Here is a 15,679-nt window from a genome sequence, read left to right as displayed (position 1 = left end):
ATGACCGAATTGAATAGGCCCTGAGTCGAATGGCTCAGGGCCTTTTTCATGCCTGTGAAACTCAGCGATACAAAACTTTTTCCGCCAACTCATCCGCCACCCGCGCCGGTGAACGCTTTTCCGCCTGCGCGTGAGCGAACACTTCGGTTAGCCGTGAACTGATCTTGGACAGATGCGCCGTAATTGTCGGCAATTCTTCACCACGATGTTTCAGCGAAACGTAGATCAAGCCCCCGGCGTTGATCACATAGTCCGGCGCATAAAGAATCCCGCGTCGCTCCAGCTGATCTGCCACGTCCAGATGGGTCAGTTGATTGTTCGCCGACCCCGCCACCGCCGAACAACGCAGCTGCGTGACGCTATGGCTGTTCAACACTCCGCCCAGACCGCACGGCGCAAGAATGTCGCACGGTGTACTGAGTAATGCATCGTTGGCAATCGGGTGCGCGTTGAGCTGCTCCATCGCCAGTTGCACCTTGCCATGGTCGATATCGCTGACCAGCAGTTCAGCCCCAGCGGCGTGCAGTTGCTCGGCCAAGGCAAAACCGACATTGCCCAAACCCTGAATCGCGATGCGCAGGCCCTCGAGATTATCGCTGCCCAGCCGTGCCATGGCCGTTGCGCGAATGCCGGCAAACACGCCCATGGCGGCATGCGGTGCCGGGTCGCCGGCCGATGTGGTGCTGGTGACATGTTGGGTCTGCTGGGCGATGCAATCCATGTCTGCGACCGAGGTGCCACTGTCGATGGCGGTGATGTAGCGGCCATCGAGCTGATCGATGCAACGGCCAAAGGCCTCGAACAGTGCGCCACGATTTTCCACATGGGCCGGGCGCACAATCACCGCGACGCCGCCGCCCTGAGCCAGCCCTGCCAACGCGGCTTTGTAACTCATGCCCTGAGCCAGGCGAATGGCGTCCTCGACGGCGGATTCGTCATTGGGATAGGCAAGATAACGACATCCGCCCAAGGCTGGCCCGAGGCGACTGTTATGGATGGCAATGACCGCCTTCAACCCGGAGACCGGATCAACGCTTAGGTGCAGCGATTCCAGGCGAGTGCTTTGCATGAGCGCAAACATCGTTGGGCTCCCGAATCACTTCTTGTAGAACGCCAGTATAGGCCTGCACCTGAAAATTGCTGGAGCGCACCGGAATAAACGCCCGCGCAGACAATGGCTTTGCGGCATAACCAGGCGCCTGCGCACCGGGGCACTGGACGAATCTCGCGCACGGGGCTAAAACGAGGCATTCCCCGGAGATTTCGATGAGTCCGCGTCAACGTTTTTTCGAATGTTTGCACCGTTCGCCGCCCGCGCTGTTCGAAGCAGCGCTGTGGATGGCGGCCGAGCACGAAAAAGCGGTCGATCCCGACGCGTTGTTGCAGGACTTCAAAGACCTGCAACAACGGGTCAGCTACGGCTTGCCGATGCTGCCGGTGAGTGAGCTGGCGCAACCTTTGTTACGCCGCATGACCGATCTGGGTTTTGCACAGGACGATTTTCTGCCACTACGCCCGCAGGCTGCGCTGCTGCACAAAGTGTTACAGACCCGTCGCGGCCAGCCACTGGCATTGGCGTTGATTGCTCTGGAGCTGGCGCGTGGCCTGGAGATTCCTCTGGTCGGGGTCAACTTCCCCGGGCACTTCCTGTTGCGGGTGCCCGGGGCCGATCATTTGCTTGATCCGTGCGGAGGCCGGCGTTTGTATCCCAATGACTGCCGCGAGCTGCTGCAGCGCCAATACGGCCCGAACATGAAACTCAATGCCGAGCATCTACTGACCGCCTCTCCCCAGCAGATGCTTCAGCGGCTGTCGCGCAACCTGCGGCAGTTGTACCTGACCCATGATGATTTCATTGCCGCGCTGATCGACGCCGAACGCGTGCTCGAACTGGGCGACGCTGGCGTCGCCGATTATCTGGCCCGCGCCAGCCTGTATCAGCGGCTCGACTGCCCGAATGCCGAGCGCTTCGATCTGGAGCGCGCATTGTTGCTGAGTGACGATCCGATTCAACGCCTGCGCCTGACTGAGCGACTTGGGCACCTGCCGCCCAACTCCGTCGTCCACTGAAAACGCTCGCGATAGCGGTGTGTCAGGCAACGAATGTACTGACAGAAACACCGCCTTCGCGAGCAAGCTCGCTCCCACAGGCTTGGTGTGGACCTAAATTATCGGCTCGGCACACATCACTGTGGGAGCGAGCTTGCTCGCGAAGCAGACGGCTCGGTCTTTCAGTTAAACCGCGTTATCGTTCTTCGCGAGCAGGCTCGCTCCCACATTGGATTGGCGTGTGTCATTGGGTGAACGCACCTGAATGATCAACAGTGCAGCAATCACTGCGGGGATCGCGCAGAAGAAGAAAATCTGCGCCACCGGAATGTGCATCGCCAACAACAGGCTGCCGAACAGCGGCCCGAGAATCGAACCAAAACGTCCCACACCCAACGCCCAACCGGTGCCGGTCGCACGCACATGCGCCGGGTAGAAATTACTGGCGAAGGCATTCAGCGTCAGTTGCCCGCCGATGATGCAGAACCCCGCAGCGAATACGCAGGCCACCAGATAGCGCGGATTGTCGTGATTGAGCCCAAGCAGAATCGTGCACAACGCCGCACCTGCCAACACCGCCGACAGCAAACGAACCTTGCGCTTCAAGCGATCAGCAAACCAGGCCATACAGATAGCACCCAAGGTGCCGGCGAACAGGAACATCGACGTCACCAGATTGGCTTCGTTAAGTTTCAGGCCACTTTCAAGAAGTAGCGTCGGCAGCCAGCTGATCATGAAATACAACAGAATCAAACTGACGAAAAACGTCGCCCAGATCAGCAGGGTCGGTCGCGCGTAGCCATTGCGGAACAGTTCGACCACGGTCAGTTTGCTGCCCTGCTCACGCTCGTTCTGCTCGACAGTCGCCACCGGCGGTTGCCAGTCCGGCAGCATGCGCGCGGTGACTTTGCGCAGGCGCGCATACGGTGGCGCATCACGCAGCAGACGTGGCAACGATTCCGGCAGCATCCACCAGAGAAACGGAAACAGCAGCAACGGCGTGACGCCACCGGCGAGGAACACCGCTTGCCAACCGAACTGGTCGATGAACCCGGCGGCAACGAAACCACCCGCTGCGCCACCGAAAGAGAAACCGCAGGCCGCCAATGTCACCATCAAAGTGCGTAAACGCGGGGGCGAATATTCCGACATCAATGCCATGGCACTGGGCATCGCTCCGCCCATGCCGATGCCGCAAATAAAACGCGCGATGATCAGCGTGTTCAGCGAATCGGCGAAGACCATCAGCACGGTCAGCGTGGCGTAGATCAGCACGCAGGCGAGCAGAATCCGCCGCACGCCAAAGCGGTCGGCGAGCGGCGTGACAGCCAAGGAACCAAGGGTGAGGCCGAGCAGGTTGGCACTGAAAACAGGCCCGAACGCAGACCTTTCCAGGCCCCAGTCCTGCGCCAGGGCGGGCACCACGTAACCGAGCACTTGGGCGTCATAGCCATCGGTGACCAGCAGCAAGGCGAGCAGGATCAAGAGCAACCACTGATAACGGGACACAGGACGGGCGTCGAGTGCCGCCCGGAAGCTGGCAATCTGGTTGTGCATCGCAAGGTACCTGTTTTGTTTTTATGATTTTTTGCTGTGGCAACCGGATCGTTCCCACGCTCCGCGTGGGAACGCCGCCGGGGACGCTCTGCGTCCACTGTGATGCAGAGCGTCACGGGATGCGTTCCCACGCAGAGCGTAGGAACGATCAGTTACGGGGTGTCTGGTTGATTGGCAGGATGGGCCTTGATGAACGCCGGATGTTCAGCTGCCAGCGCGGCAACGCGACGGACTTTCGGGTAGGCATCCAACGAGACATTGAACCGCTCTGCCGCATACAACTGCGGTATCAGGTAAACATCCGCCACGCACGGCCACTCGCCGAAACAGAAACCCTCGTCGCCAATCAATTGCTCCACCGTCGCCAGCCCTTGGCCGATCCAGTGACTGATCCACTCCACCACCTGCGGCTCGTCGTGCCCCAACTGGCGCAGGCGGTTGAGCACGCTGACGTTATGCAGCGGATGTACATCGCAACCGATCACCGCCGCCACGCCGCGCACTTGTGCACGGGCGAGCAGATCTTCAGGCAGCAACGGCACCTGTGGATAACGTTCTTCCAGGTACTCGATGATGGCCGGAGACTGAATCAGCAAACCACCTTCGTCAGTGCGCAAGGCCGGCACTCGACCCTGTGGATTAATCGCCAGATACGCCGCTTGCCGATGCTCGCCACCCGGCGGCGCGATCAGATTGACCGGCAACGCCTGATGGTCGAGGCCCTTCAGCGCCAGCGCGATTCGCACCCGATACGACGAGGTTGAACGGTAATAGGTATAGAGATCCATAAACCGCTCCTGTCAGCGCGCCGCCAGCACTTTGCCACGGCATTCGCCGAAGCCGATCGAGGCAAAACCTTCGCGAGCGCAGCGTGCGCGCAGGATGATTTCGTCGCCGTCCTCAAGGAATTTACGCACCTCGCCAGAGGCCAGTTCAATCGGCTTTTTGCCGCCCTCGGTGATTTCCAGCAGACTGCCGAACTGGCCGTTCTCAGGGCCGGACAAGGTGCCCGAACCGAACAGATCGCCGGCCTGCAACTGGCAGCCGTTGACGCTGTGGTGCGCGACCATTTGCGCGACGGTCCAGTACATGTAGCGGGTGTTGCTCAGGGTCAGGCGATGGGCGGGCAGGTTCTGCTCGCGCATGGCTTCGGTCAGCAGCAACACTTCCAGTTCGATGTCGAGGGCGCCGCCGTCCTGATCGCGTTTGTCGAACAGGTACTGCAGCGGCTGCGGATCACCTTCAGGACGCTTTGGTTGCGCGGTGCGGAATGGTTCCAGCGCTTCAGCGGTGACCACCCACGGCGAGACGCTGGTGATGAAACTCTTCGACAGGAACGGACCCAGTGGCTGGTATTCCCAGGCCTGGATATCCCGCGCCGACCAATCGTTGAGCAGGCAGAAACCGGCGATGTGATCGGCCGCATCACCGATGGCGATCGAGTCACCCATCTCGTTGCCCTGACCGATCCAGATGCCCAGTTCCAATTCGTAGTCCAGACGTGCGCACGGACCGAACACAGGCTCGGTCTGACCGGCCGGCAAGGTCTGGCCTTTCGGACGACGCACGTCGGTGCCGGAGGCACGCACGGTGGAGGCGCGACCGTGGTAACCGATCGGCACGTGCTTGTAGTTCGGCAACAACGGATTATCCGGACGGAACAGTTTGCCAACGTTCTGCGCGTGCTCGATGCCGACGTAGAAGTCGGTGTAATCGCTGATGCGTGCCGGCAGATGCAATTGGCAATCGGCGGCCAGTGGCAGCAGTTTCGCGCCTTGGGCTTCGATGTTGCCGCGATGTGTGCTGCCTTCGCTGAACAGTTCCAGCAGGCGCGTACGCAGAGCCACACGAGCCTCGCGACCGAGGTCGAAGAACGCGTTCAACTGGCCGCCGTGCATGGCTTCCACAGCAGTGCGCGCGGCGCCGTCAAACAGGCCAGCCTCCAGCGCTACTTGCAGATCGAAGATGTGTTCGCCAATCGCCACGCCAGCGCGCGGTGCCGAACCGTTGCTGCTGAACACGCCCAACGGCAAGTTCTGCAGAGGAAAATCAGCGTGGCCGTTGGCCGAAGCGACCCAACTGCGGGTGATGGAATTCTGCGTCATGGGTTATCTCCGGGTCGGGTCGAACGTGGCGGGCAACGTGGCCCAGCAGGCGTCGTAAGTGGATTGCAGTTGCGGGCAGTCGAGGGCGAAGCGGCTTGGTCGCAGCACTTGGCTGGTCTCGAACATGAAGGCCATGGTGTTGTCGATTTTTGCAGGTGCAAGTTCGGCGTTGATTGCTTTGGTGCAGGTCTCGCCATCCGGGCCGTGAGCGCTCATGCAGCTGTGCAGCGACGCACCGCCGGGCACAAAACCTTCGGCCTTGGCGTCGTATTCGCCCTGGATCAGGCCCATGAACTCGTTCATCAGGTTGCGGTGGAACCACGGCGGCCGGAAGGTGTTTTCAGCAACCATCCAGCGTGGCGGGAAGATCACGAAGTCGAGGTTGGCCAGACCGTGCACACTGGTCGGCGAAGTCAGCACCGTGAAGATCGACGGATCCGGGTGATCGAAGCTGACCGTGCCGATGGTGTTGAAGCGGCGCAGGTCGTATTTGTACGGCACGTTGTTACCGTGCCAGGCGACCACGTTCAGCGGCGAGTGATTGAGCTCGCTGGCCCACAACTGGCCGAGGAATTTCTGCACCAGCGTGGTCGGTTGCTGCAGGTTTTCGTAGGCGGCGACCGGGGTCAGGAAGTCGCGCGGATTGGCCAGACCGTTGCTGCCGATCGGGCCCAGATCGGGCAGACGCAGCGGCGCGCCGTGGTTCTCGGCGACATAGCCGCGTGCTTGCGGGTCGAGCAGTTCAACGCGGAATTTGAGGCCGCGTGGCAACACCGCAATTTCCAGCGGCGCGACTTCCAGCACACCCAGTTCGGTGGCGATGCGCAGACGGCCGAGTTGCGGCACCAGCAGCAGTTCGCCGTCGGCATTGAAGAACACGCGTTCCATCGAACGGTTGGCGGCGTAGTTGTAGATGCTGATGCCGGCGGGTTTCTCGGCCCCGGCGTTGGCGGCCATGCTCACCAGACCGTCGATGAAATCGGTCGGATCGGCCGGGATCTCCAGCGGATTCCAGCGCAGGCGATTAGGCGTCACTTCACCCAACGGCCCACCGGCCAATTGGCGTTCCAGTTTGACGAAGGCCGGGTGATTGGCAGACGGCTGAATCCGGTACATCCAGGTGCGCCGCGCTTCACTGCGGGTCATGGTGAATGCGGTGCCGGAAAATAATTCTGTGTAGAGGCCGTAAGGAGCTTTTTGCGGGGAGTTTTGGCCGACGGGCAGTGCGCCAGGCAACGCCTCAGAGCTGAATTCGTTGCCGAAACCGGACTGATACGCCAGCGCCTGGGCGGTTGAATCGAGGTTCATGGAGCCTCCTGAACAGGGAGTCGGCAGTGGCCCATCGCTCTGGCTCAGAGGTTTCGGCACGCCGGGGTTGTTATTATCGTAATCCGATTACGCATAACGTAATTTGCTCGCTATCCAGCGTCAAGCTATAAAGACGCCCATTCGTATCGGAACCCGGCCGCACCATGGAAAAAACCAGCGACAGTAACGGCAAACAGAAAGTGCGCTCCGCCGAAGTCGGCACCGACATCCTCAAGGCACTGGCCGAGTTGTCGCCCTCGACTTCGCTGTCGCGTCTGGCCGAACACGTGCAGATGCCGGCGAGCAAGGTTCATCGCTACCTACAAGCGTTGATCGCCTCGGGATTTGCCGAGCAAAACCCCGCCACCAACCATTACGGTCTTGGCCGTGAGGCGCTGCGCGTGGGTCTGGCTGCACTCAACAGTATGGACGTGCTGAAAGTCGCCGCCCTGCCGTTGTCCGAACTGCGCGACGAACTCAACGAAACCTGCTTTTTGGCGGTGTGGGGTAATCAGGGTGCGACCGTGGTGCACATCGAGCCCGCGGTGCGTGCGGTGACGGTGGTGACGCAACTGGGTTCGGTGTTGCCGCTGCTCAGTTCATCGACCGGACTGGTGTTCAGCGCCTACTTGCCGCATCGGGAAACCGATGAGTTGCGCGAGCAGGAAATCGCCATGGTGGATCATCCGTTGAAGGACGAAAAAGCCTACGCAACCCTGTGCGAACAGATCCGCGAACGCGGTCTGCATCATGTGCATGGTTTGCTGATGCCGGGTGTGGATGCGTTGTCCGCACCGGTATTCAACGCCGTCGGCCAGGTCGCAGCGGTGCTGACCATCGTTGGCCCGACCTCGCTGTTCCACGCCGACGAACACGGCCCGGCGGCGCAACGGTTACTGGCTGCGACGCGGGCCGTGAGTTGGCGGATGGGGTATGAACGATAAACGCTATACGCATTGAGCGAGCAGCGAGTGCTCAAAAACGGTCAATGAACCGTTGTTTTACTCAGCCCGGAATCGGCACCTTCCATCAATGTCTTGAAGAACTCGACCAGCATCTCTTTCGACTCCTCCTGGCCTGTGTAATAAGTGACCAGTTCCGCGACCGTCCGCGCGTCCTCGAACAAACTTAGAAAAGACCGTTGTGCCTGGGTAATTTCCTTGACGGGGTCACCCGCCGCTGCGGCCTTGCCCAACGTCAGCAGCCCGGTCAGCGCTTCCTGGACATGTCCCAGCGCGGCGCGATAGTCCCCTCGTTTGTCCGACTGTGAGGCGTCGTAGATGCTTTTCATCAACTGCACAGCCACCACGACAGTGCCCACGGGAGGCACCAGCAAGCTCACGATGTTCGCGGCCTTCAACAGGTTGTCGTAAACAAGACCGGCGATTATTTCATTGAGGCTGGTGGTGCGTTCGTCGATATCACTCAATACACGGCGCACTCGCTCGTCATGGAAAGTAAACAGATCAGGCATTAACGAACGCTGCTGCGTGCGAATGTCCTGTCTGGTATCAACGGTTGCGACCAGCCTGTCGAAATAGTCGTTGATCACCTTTTGGTCGACGAGCAGTATCCGCCCACTGTAGTAGGTCCTGAACGGGCCGTATCGAAAACGAATCGAAGGAATGAACTCAGCGATTGGCCGGAAGCTGACCCGATCCGGCGCGTCAGGCGTATAGAGCAAATCGAAAAGCCCTGCAGACAACTTCAGTCGAAAAATATAAACGTCGCCAACCGTGCGGTCCCCGGCAGCGGTCAAACCCAGCGCGCCGATATTGAATTTATATAGCCCGACACCCCCTTCGGAAACGCTAGCCACAATTGACTGGTAGCCGCCACTTTCTTTCAGATTATCGATAACCCGTTGGATAGCGGAGAAAGACTCTGTTGATAATCGGCCATTGGTGAAGTCGGCAAAAGCATTGCAGTACATTTCACTGCGGATTCTTCGGGCGTGTACCGCGCGTTTGAAGGCGTAGTCAGGATGAGCCTTGTTTTGATATTGCGCTTTCAACATCGCGGTATATCTGTCGCCGGGACGGAAAGTTTTCGACAGCGAGGACAGGTCTCGGATATCCAGTTTTTCAACGATGGGATGGCCATTCACCAAGTAGTATTTGGGGCTGAATTTCGTTGCGTAGGCCGGATGTGCCGCTTCAAAGGTGAGTCCTTCGAGCAGAACGTCGGTAACGCTCTTACGAAACTCTTCGGTTTGAACAATGATCTGGTCTGGATTGACCGAAATTTTGCTCCCGCGATTACGCAAAATGTCCTCTATCTGAGCTTTCACCGAGTCATAAGTGAACTGCTCGAATGTCGGAAAACCATTGTCTCGCGCATCAACCGTGGTTAGTGCCTTGAGCTCGGTTGTCAGACGCGAATAGCGCTTGCGGCCTTCGACGCCCAGCGCCCGATACCCTACCGGAGCAATAGCCTTGTGCAGCGCAACTTCGGCTCGGTACGCGATATTCACGTAGTCCGCCAACGGTGCTTTGAGATTCAGGCCAAGATCGACTGGCCGGCCATCAAGCGTGTAGCGGTAGCTGAGTTGTGCTGGATCGCTACCGAGCAACTTGCCTGCATCGTGCAGGTAGTCGGGATGGATCAGCAATGCAGCATATTCACGATCTGCGGACAATGCTGTCTCCAGCCAGCGGTTCGCCGCGTGAACATCGGAAAATTTCAGCAGTTCAAATTCACCGCCGGGCGTTTTGACCAACATCAGCGACGGTACATATTCTCTGGCTGAAATAATCAGGACATCTTTCAACGCGGGTACTTGATCACTGATTCTCAATCCCTTAATAGTCACCGAAGGGTCATTGGCCATGGCTCGCGAGATGATATTCGCATCATTTGAATCCAGCTTCCCAGAGTGGCGAGCAACAAAAACTGCAAACTCCATCTGGCTGAAGAGGTAGTTGCGATAAGCCTCCTGGTAATCAGCCGAGGCCGAGGATGCAAGGCTGCCGGCAAATTCCAGTCGCAGGTTACGGCTCTCCAACCACTGTTCGAGGGCCGCCGTCGTCAGCCGACTTCCGTCGGGAGCGCCGATAATAGTCAGGGTAGCTTTATAACCATTGTCATGTAGACCGAAGACAATAAATTCCGTCAGCGTGCGGGTTTCTTCCTGTTCGATAGTACGTCCGGCAATTTGCAGCTTGTAGGAGCTATGGACACTTATCGCTTCTGGATCCAGGTGTTCACCGAGCACCCGGTCCGCCCATTCAGCGAAGGTACGCACCACATAGTCTTTAAAAGAAAAGTACGCATCGAATGCACTTGAAAACGCAGCCTGATATTGATCCTTGGATTCTTCAAGCTGGTTATACCGTTGTTGAATATCGGTACCGGCGGCCTCAAGCCAAAGTGGCCAGTCGGTACGTTTCAATGCAGCCAAAAGCAGAGAGAAGCGGGTGTTGATACCGTAGCGCAGCACATGCAGGCGTTGATTCTCCTGCAGCATGGAGGTGAGCGATTTTTCAATTTTCCCCCGGCCACTGAACAATGACGACACGCTCTCAAGTTGACCTCTGAGATGAGTCTCGACACAAAAGGCGTGAGGACTTTGCGTGGCTTTCAAATATCTGATCTGGCCACTACCCAGGGATAACCGCTGCTGAAGTTTGCGGTGCAAATCGGTATTTCTTTCAAAAAACTCAAAGCCGTTCGCCGGCGTGTGCAGGAGATAGGCAGTCGACTCATTGACCAGCGGCATTTCTGCATCCGGACGCTCGGCGTTGTCCAGGACGAAGCACGGCTGGCGCGCGAGCAGGTAATCCTGCGGCGGTTGCAGGTTGACTTCGAACGCTGCGCGACCGCCGTCCGCGTCGAGCAGATGAGCGAAATGCTCACCCAGCCGGGCATCAAATTTGTTGGCCATGACCGACAGGGACAGCTCTGCGCTCATGACCACAGCGTACGCTTCGATGAAAGTCTGCTTATTCGATAGCGGCGCAGTGTTCGCGCGCAAGGGTTTCGCTGGCGCTGCCCAGAACTTTGCGATCTCGGTTCGCAACGTTTTTTCCAGTCCGGCAGATACAGCAGCGATCAGATCTTCGACAACAAGGGTATTGAGGGTATTGACTTTGAACTGTGCACTGAACGTGTCTGGCAGAAAAAAAACACCATCGCCGCCGACAATGTAGGCGGGACTCACATTGTTATTCAGACAATAAACAGCCACATCCCAAAGAGAGCCCGAAGGCCGATTTTCATTGGCAGGAAAAGCAGGATCCGTATTGACATAGACCTTATCAATATCGACTGTTTTGCCCAAACGCTTTAATTCACTTTCAAGCATATTGCGAAGAACATCCAGTACGCTCGGCATGGCGTCGATGATCCTGAAAAGACCTGCTTTTGCATGGTTTGCCTTATCCCACTCTTTAGCCCAGGTAACTTGTTCACCCAAGGAACCACGCATCAAACTTTTAAATAACTTAGCCACAACATTTCCTTACTTACCATCCAGAGCAGCGAGTGCAGCCCTGCAGATAGTCGCAAGGTAGTTTTTTTATCAACCAACATGAAGCACGAACAATTTACAAAACATGCCACACAACAACTACAACCATTTTCACCCGCGAAAAATCACAAGGCTAAACCAATATCCCCATCAACTTTGCTTTCGCCACAGCCTGAGTTCTGCGCTCCACACCCAACTTCCCGTTAATCCGTCTCGCATGCGTTTTCACTGTATGCAATGAAATAAAAAGTTGTTCTGCAACTTGCTGATTCGAAGCACCTTGAGCAATCAACATCAGCACTTCGCACTCGCGCCGACTGAGGCCAGACGCAAGATCACGGTTGTCACATTGCCCGGCAGGAAGCGGTTTCTCAGACACTGGGCCTCGGCGTAACTCCCACTCACGCATGGCTTGCTGCAATTGGCAGCGTTCCACCAGCGTTCCGGCTCGCTGAAAAGCTTGCTGCGCCGCCACCGCGTCACCGTTCGATTCGGCCAACTGGGCGAAGGCCAGCAGCAACTCCGTTTCCGCCGCTAACATGCCGCTGGCCTGGGCCTGATTCAACAATCGTTCAATGGTCGACAGACCGTTTTCATCCGGATTCAATTGCGCATGCGCGCAGGCCAGCAGGTATTCAATGCGGATAATCAGCTCGAACGTCGCGGGCGGCGCCTGGAGTGCAGAGGGTCCGCGGTAATGCCGTAACAACCGGCCCAACGCCTCTTGCACCAATTGTGGTCGGCCCTGTTGCAACCAGAGCTGGCTGCTGACCTGAAGCAGGACACCACGGTAGACGGTATCGGGAATCTGCCGCTGCTGCATGACCCTTTCGGCCTCGCGCAGGCGTTCGAAAGCGCAAGCATAATCGCCTCGATTGCCGGCCAGTTGAGCCTGCCCCAGGTAGCCATACAAGGCCCGTTTGTCTTCACTGCGCAAGCAATCTTCAAGGCCTTGGCGGAACAGATCCGCAGCCTGCTGTTCACGTCCCATGCACAGCGCCAGGCGTCCTCGTCGCAGAGCAATACGGCCCAACAGTGGCGTGGGCACCTGGGTGCGCTGGCGCAGCAAATGCTCAATGTCCACCAGCAGACTTTCGGCACGCACTGGCGCTCCTCGCTGCTCAAGCCATTGCGCATGATCAAGCTCGAGCAACCCTTCGAACAACAGGGAGCCATGCGCGCGCGCCAGGCACAGCGCCTCGCGGTTGAGGGCATGGGCCTGATCGAGTTCACCGCACAGTAACGCCTGCTGCGTGAGTCCCGACAAACACATCAAACGGGCCTGCCAGGCATCATCAGCCAGCACTGAGAATGCCTCGCGAAAACAGGCACGCGCCGGCTCCATTTGCCCTTGCAGGTGGCACAGCCAACCTTGTTGTGCCTGCCAACGCGCCAGCAATTGCTGCTCCAGGGCCGCCGTCGGTTGTGGCATGAAGCGGGCGAGATGGGACATGCATTGCGCGGCCTGTTCGAATCGGCCGGCGAACAGTAATGCCCCCGTGACCAACCCGATCAGTTGCGGTGTCATCAAGGTCAGTTCCCGACTCTGCTGTTCATGCAAGCGCAACAGCAGGACGACCGTCTGATCTTCCAGCAAGTCCTGGAAGCTCATATGCTGCAACAGGCTCACGGCAGTTTCGTATTCTTCGGCCAACAACGCTTGCTCGAACGCTGCTCGCCAATCCTGCGCCGCAGTGAACCACTGACAGGCGCGCCGGTGCCACGAACGCGCACATGGCCAACACGACGCCTGCATGATTCGCGACAGCGGGCGGAAGACCTGCAGCCAATCGCCGGACTCCTGCCATGGCTCGATAAAGCAGCCCAGCACTTGCAGATCGTGCAATAGCTGTGCGCCTTCGCCGGGGCCGAACAAGTGCTCGCATAATGGCGCGTTAAACCGTGGCAGGTGGGCCAGAACACGCCATGCCTCGTCCTGCTCTGGGGTCAGGTTGCTGAAGAGTTCGTGTTGCAGATAATCGAGCAGGGTGTCGACACGCTGCTGCGGCTGCAGGTTTTGCGACCAGTCGCACTTTTGCAGGAGCGCCATGCGGACACCCGCGCACCAGCCGCCGGTACGCTGGATGATACGGGCGGCGACACGGTCTGCCTGGTCTGGCGGCAAATGGCGCAACACCGGTACAACCTCATCATGGGTCAGCGCCAGGCTGGCGCGCTCGGATTCGTAGAGTTCGTCATCGAGCAACAGACGCGGCCAGTTGCACTGCGGCCGGCGGCGAGTGCTGATCCACCAGGTGAGCGCCGGGCTGCTGACCGCCAGCAAACGATCCAGTAAAGCATCCAGAGCCGGATCCGGCAGACGACTGTAATCGTCGATAAACAGCGAAGTCGGCCTGGACCAACCTGCCAGTTCCGCCATCAGCTGCGTAACGTCAAGGCCTTCACCCAGCCCGAGTGCCCGAGTCAGACGCAGGCAAAATTCCTCGCGGCTGAGCGCTGCTCCCGCCAGCGGCAGCCAAAGCGTCTCGCAGTCTGCACGCACCTGCAGAAGACACTCGGTGAGCAGTGCGGTTTTGCCACTGCCAGCGGGTGCGCACAGCAACCTGACCCGCGTGTTCGATGCCAGCAGAGGTGCACTCAAGCGACTGCGAAGCTGATGGTGTGAAGAAAGCCTTGGCAAAAATCCGGAGCGATCCAGGCAGGCAGTCATGGCGGTCATCGGGTGAGCCTTTTTATCGTTGTGCCCTCACCCTAGCCCTGTCCCATGCACTTGTTGACGAGTATTCAGCGCGCTGATTGGCGCCCATAAAAAAGGCGACCGAGCGGTCGCCTTTTGTCCAACCGATGTATCAGAACCGTTACCGCACACCCTCTGCACGCAGGGCCGATGGCGTGTAGTCGGCTGCCTTGGCTTCGAAGCCGAAAATATAACTGTGCTTCTCTTCGTTCTTCATCCCCAGGGCAATGTAGCGGCCGGCAATGATGTCGTAGAGCGCTTCGAGGGTGTAAGCCTGTGCCTGATGCTCGTAGTGATATTCAGAGTGACCTTCGGCGACGCGCCAGAGTTGTCCGCGACCGTCGTAGTGGTCGACCAGTGCAACCTGCCAACTGTCCTCGTCGATATACATGTGGCGTTTGGCGTAGATATGCCGCTCATTCGGTTTGACGGTGCCGATCACTTCCCAGACCCGGTGTAACTCATAGCGCGTCAGGTCCTGATTGATGTGCCCGGCCTTGACGATGTCATCGTACTTGAGGCTCGGCGAATCGAGTTTGTAGCTGTTGTACGGGATGTACATTTCCTTTTTGCCGACCAGTTTCCAGTCGTAGCGATCCGGTGCGCCGGAAAACATGTCGAAGTTGTCCGAAGTACGCAGGCCATCCGCCGCCGTGCCCGGGCCGTCATACGCCACTTGCGGCGCACGACGTACACGGCGCTGACCGGCGTTGTAGATCCACGCCAGACGCGGCTCCTTCACCTGATCGAGGGTTTCGTGCACCAGCAACACGTTACCCGCCAGACGCGCCGGCGCGGTCACCGACTGCTTGAAGAAGGTCAACACGTTGGCAGCTTTTTCCGGATCGATATCCTTGATCAGTTGCGGCACCGCGATCTCTTCTTCGAAGCGGATCGGCGTGTAGCTGCCGTTGGTCTGTGGGGTGACCTGGGTGATGATGCGTTTGACGTTGCCGCCGTGATACCGGGTGATGTGATTCCACAACACCTCCACGCCGTTCTTCGGAATCGGGAAAGCGTAATAGCGATTGCCGGTGAAATTGGCCAGGCCGTTACCGTCGTTGATCGTGGTGACGTTGAGCGCACTGCGCTTGGCTGACTCGTAGATTTCCGCCGGTGCGGCGACCGTGCGGTGGGTGGTGTAGACCGGAATTTTGTAAGTTTCCGGGTAACGTTTGAACATCGCCACCTGACCGTCGGAGAGCTTGTCCTTGTACTTGTCGACGTTGGCCGCTGTGATGGTAAACAACGGTTTTTCATTGGCGAAGGGGTCGGCAAGGAAACCTTTGCTGTCCACCGCCGCGGCATTTTTCGGGATGCCACCAGTCCATGCCGGAATCGAACCGTCAGCGTTGCCGGCCTTCTCGGCGCCGAGCGGCGTCAGGCTGGTGCCAAGCTTGTTGGCTTCGTCCGGCGACACCGCCGCCATCACGTTGGCGGCCAGCAGACTCAGGGCCAGCACGCCACATTGCAGAATCATTTTGCGCATTGCAG

The 15,679-nt window shown here is 58.5% G+C and carries 10 protein-coding genes; 2 read left to right on the top strand and 8 right to left on the bottom strand.

The genetic code is table 11. The annotated features are described in order from the left end of the window. Positions 1–61 precede the first annotated feature (61 nt). Positions 62–1,081, bottom strand: a complete 1,020-nt coding sequence (locus ACZZ0G_RS16670) for a Glu/Leu/Phe/Val dehydrogenase family protein (RefSeq protein WP_463397623.1) — start codon at positions 1,079–1,081, stop codon at positions 62–64. Positions 1,082–1,266: 185 nt separating this feature from the next. Between ACZZ0G_RS16670 and ACZZ0G_RS16665 the strand changes: the two genes are divergently transcribed. Then, entirely contained in the window at positions 1,267–2,070 is an 804-nt protein-coding gene (locus tag ACZZ0G_RS16665; RefSeq protein ID WP_463556848.1) for a SirB1 family protein, read from the top strand. A 165-nt stretch (positions 2,071–2,235) separates the two neighbouring features. Here the strand turns inward: ACZZ0G_RS16665 and ACZZ0G_RS16660 are convergent, their stop codons facing one another. The 4 genes from ACZZ0G_RS16660 to hmgA form a co-directional block, all read right to left on the bottom strand. After that, positions 2,236–3,606, bottom strand: a complete 1,371-nt coding sequence (locus ACZZ0G_RS16660) for an MFS transporter (protein WP_463556847.1) — start codon at positions 3,604–3,606, stop codon at positions 2,236–2,238. Between the two features lie 152 nt (positions 3,607–3,758). Continuing rightward, positions 3,759–4,394: a maleylacetoacetate isomerase gene (gene maiA / locus ACZZ0G_RS16655; protein WP_463556846.1), complete on the bottom strand. Its 636-nt coding sequence runs from the start codon at positions 4,392–4,394 to the stop codon at positions 3,759–3,761. Positions 4,395–4,406: 12 nt separating this feature from the next. Next, the gene (gene fahA / locus ACZZ0G_RS16650) at positions 4,407–5,711 is read right to left on the bottom strand and encodes a fumarylacetoacetase (RefSeq protein WP_463556845.1); all 1,305 of its coding nucleotides are present in this window, start codon (positions 5,709–5,711) and stop codon (positions 4,407–4,409) included. 3 nt (positions 5,712–5,714) lie between these two features. Further along, positions 5,715–7,019 (bottom strand): homogentisate 1,2-dioxygenase, encoded by a 1,305-nt coding sequence (gene hmgA, locus ACZZ0G_RS16645; RefSeq protein WP_463556844.1) that lies wholly within the window; start codon positions 7,017–7,019, stop codon positions 5,715–5,717. Between the two features lie 164 nt (positions 7,020–7,183). On the opposite strand from hmgA, the gene ACZZ0G_RS16640 reads away from it, so the two are divergent. Further along, the gene (locus ACZZ0G_RS16640; protein WP_463556843.1) at positions 7,184–7,963 is read left to right on the top strand and encodes an IclR family transcriptional regulator; all 780 of its coding nucleotides are present in this window, start codon (positions 7,184–7,186) and stop codon (positions 7,961–7,963) included. Between the two features lie 41 nt (positions 7,964–8,004). Here the strand turns inward: ACZZ0G_RS16640 and ACZZ0G_RS16635 are convergent, their stop codons facing one another. From ACZZ0G_RS16635 to ACZZ0G_RS16625, 3 genes are all read right to left on the bottom strand, one after another. Further along, positions 8,005–11,469, bottom strand: coding sequence for a dermonecrotic toxin domain-containing protein (locus tag ACZZ0G_RS16635; RefSeq protein WP_463556842.1), 3,465 nt, complete (start codon positions 11,467–11,469; stop codon positions 8,005–8,007). A gap of 151 nt (positions 11,470–11,620) precedes the next feature. Continuing rightward, positions 11,621–14,167, bottom strand: coding sequence for a LuxR C-terminal-related transcriptional regulator (locus ACZZ0G_RS16630; protein WP_463556841.1), 2,547 nt, complete (start codon positions 14,165–14,167; stop codon positions 11,621–11,623). A 139-nt stretch (positions 14,168–14,306) separates the two neighbouring features. Continuing rightward, a complete protein-coding gene (locus tag ACZZ0G_RS16625) occupies positions 14,307–15,674 on the bottom strand; it encodes a DUF1329 domain-containing protein (RefSeq protein ID WP_463556840.1) in 1,368 nt (455 codons plus the stop codon). Between the last annotated feature and the right edge of the window lie 5 nt (positions 15,675–15,679).

It is taken from the genome of Pseudomonas sp. AC169 (assembly GCF_979258515.1).
This window is presented reverse-complemented; position numbering and strand designations above follow the sequence as displayed.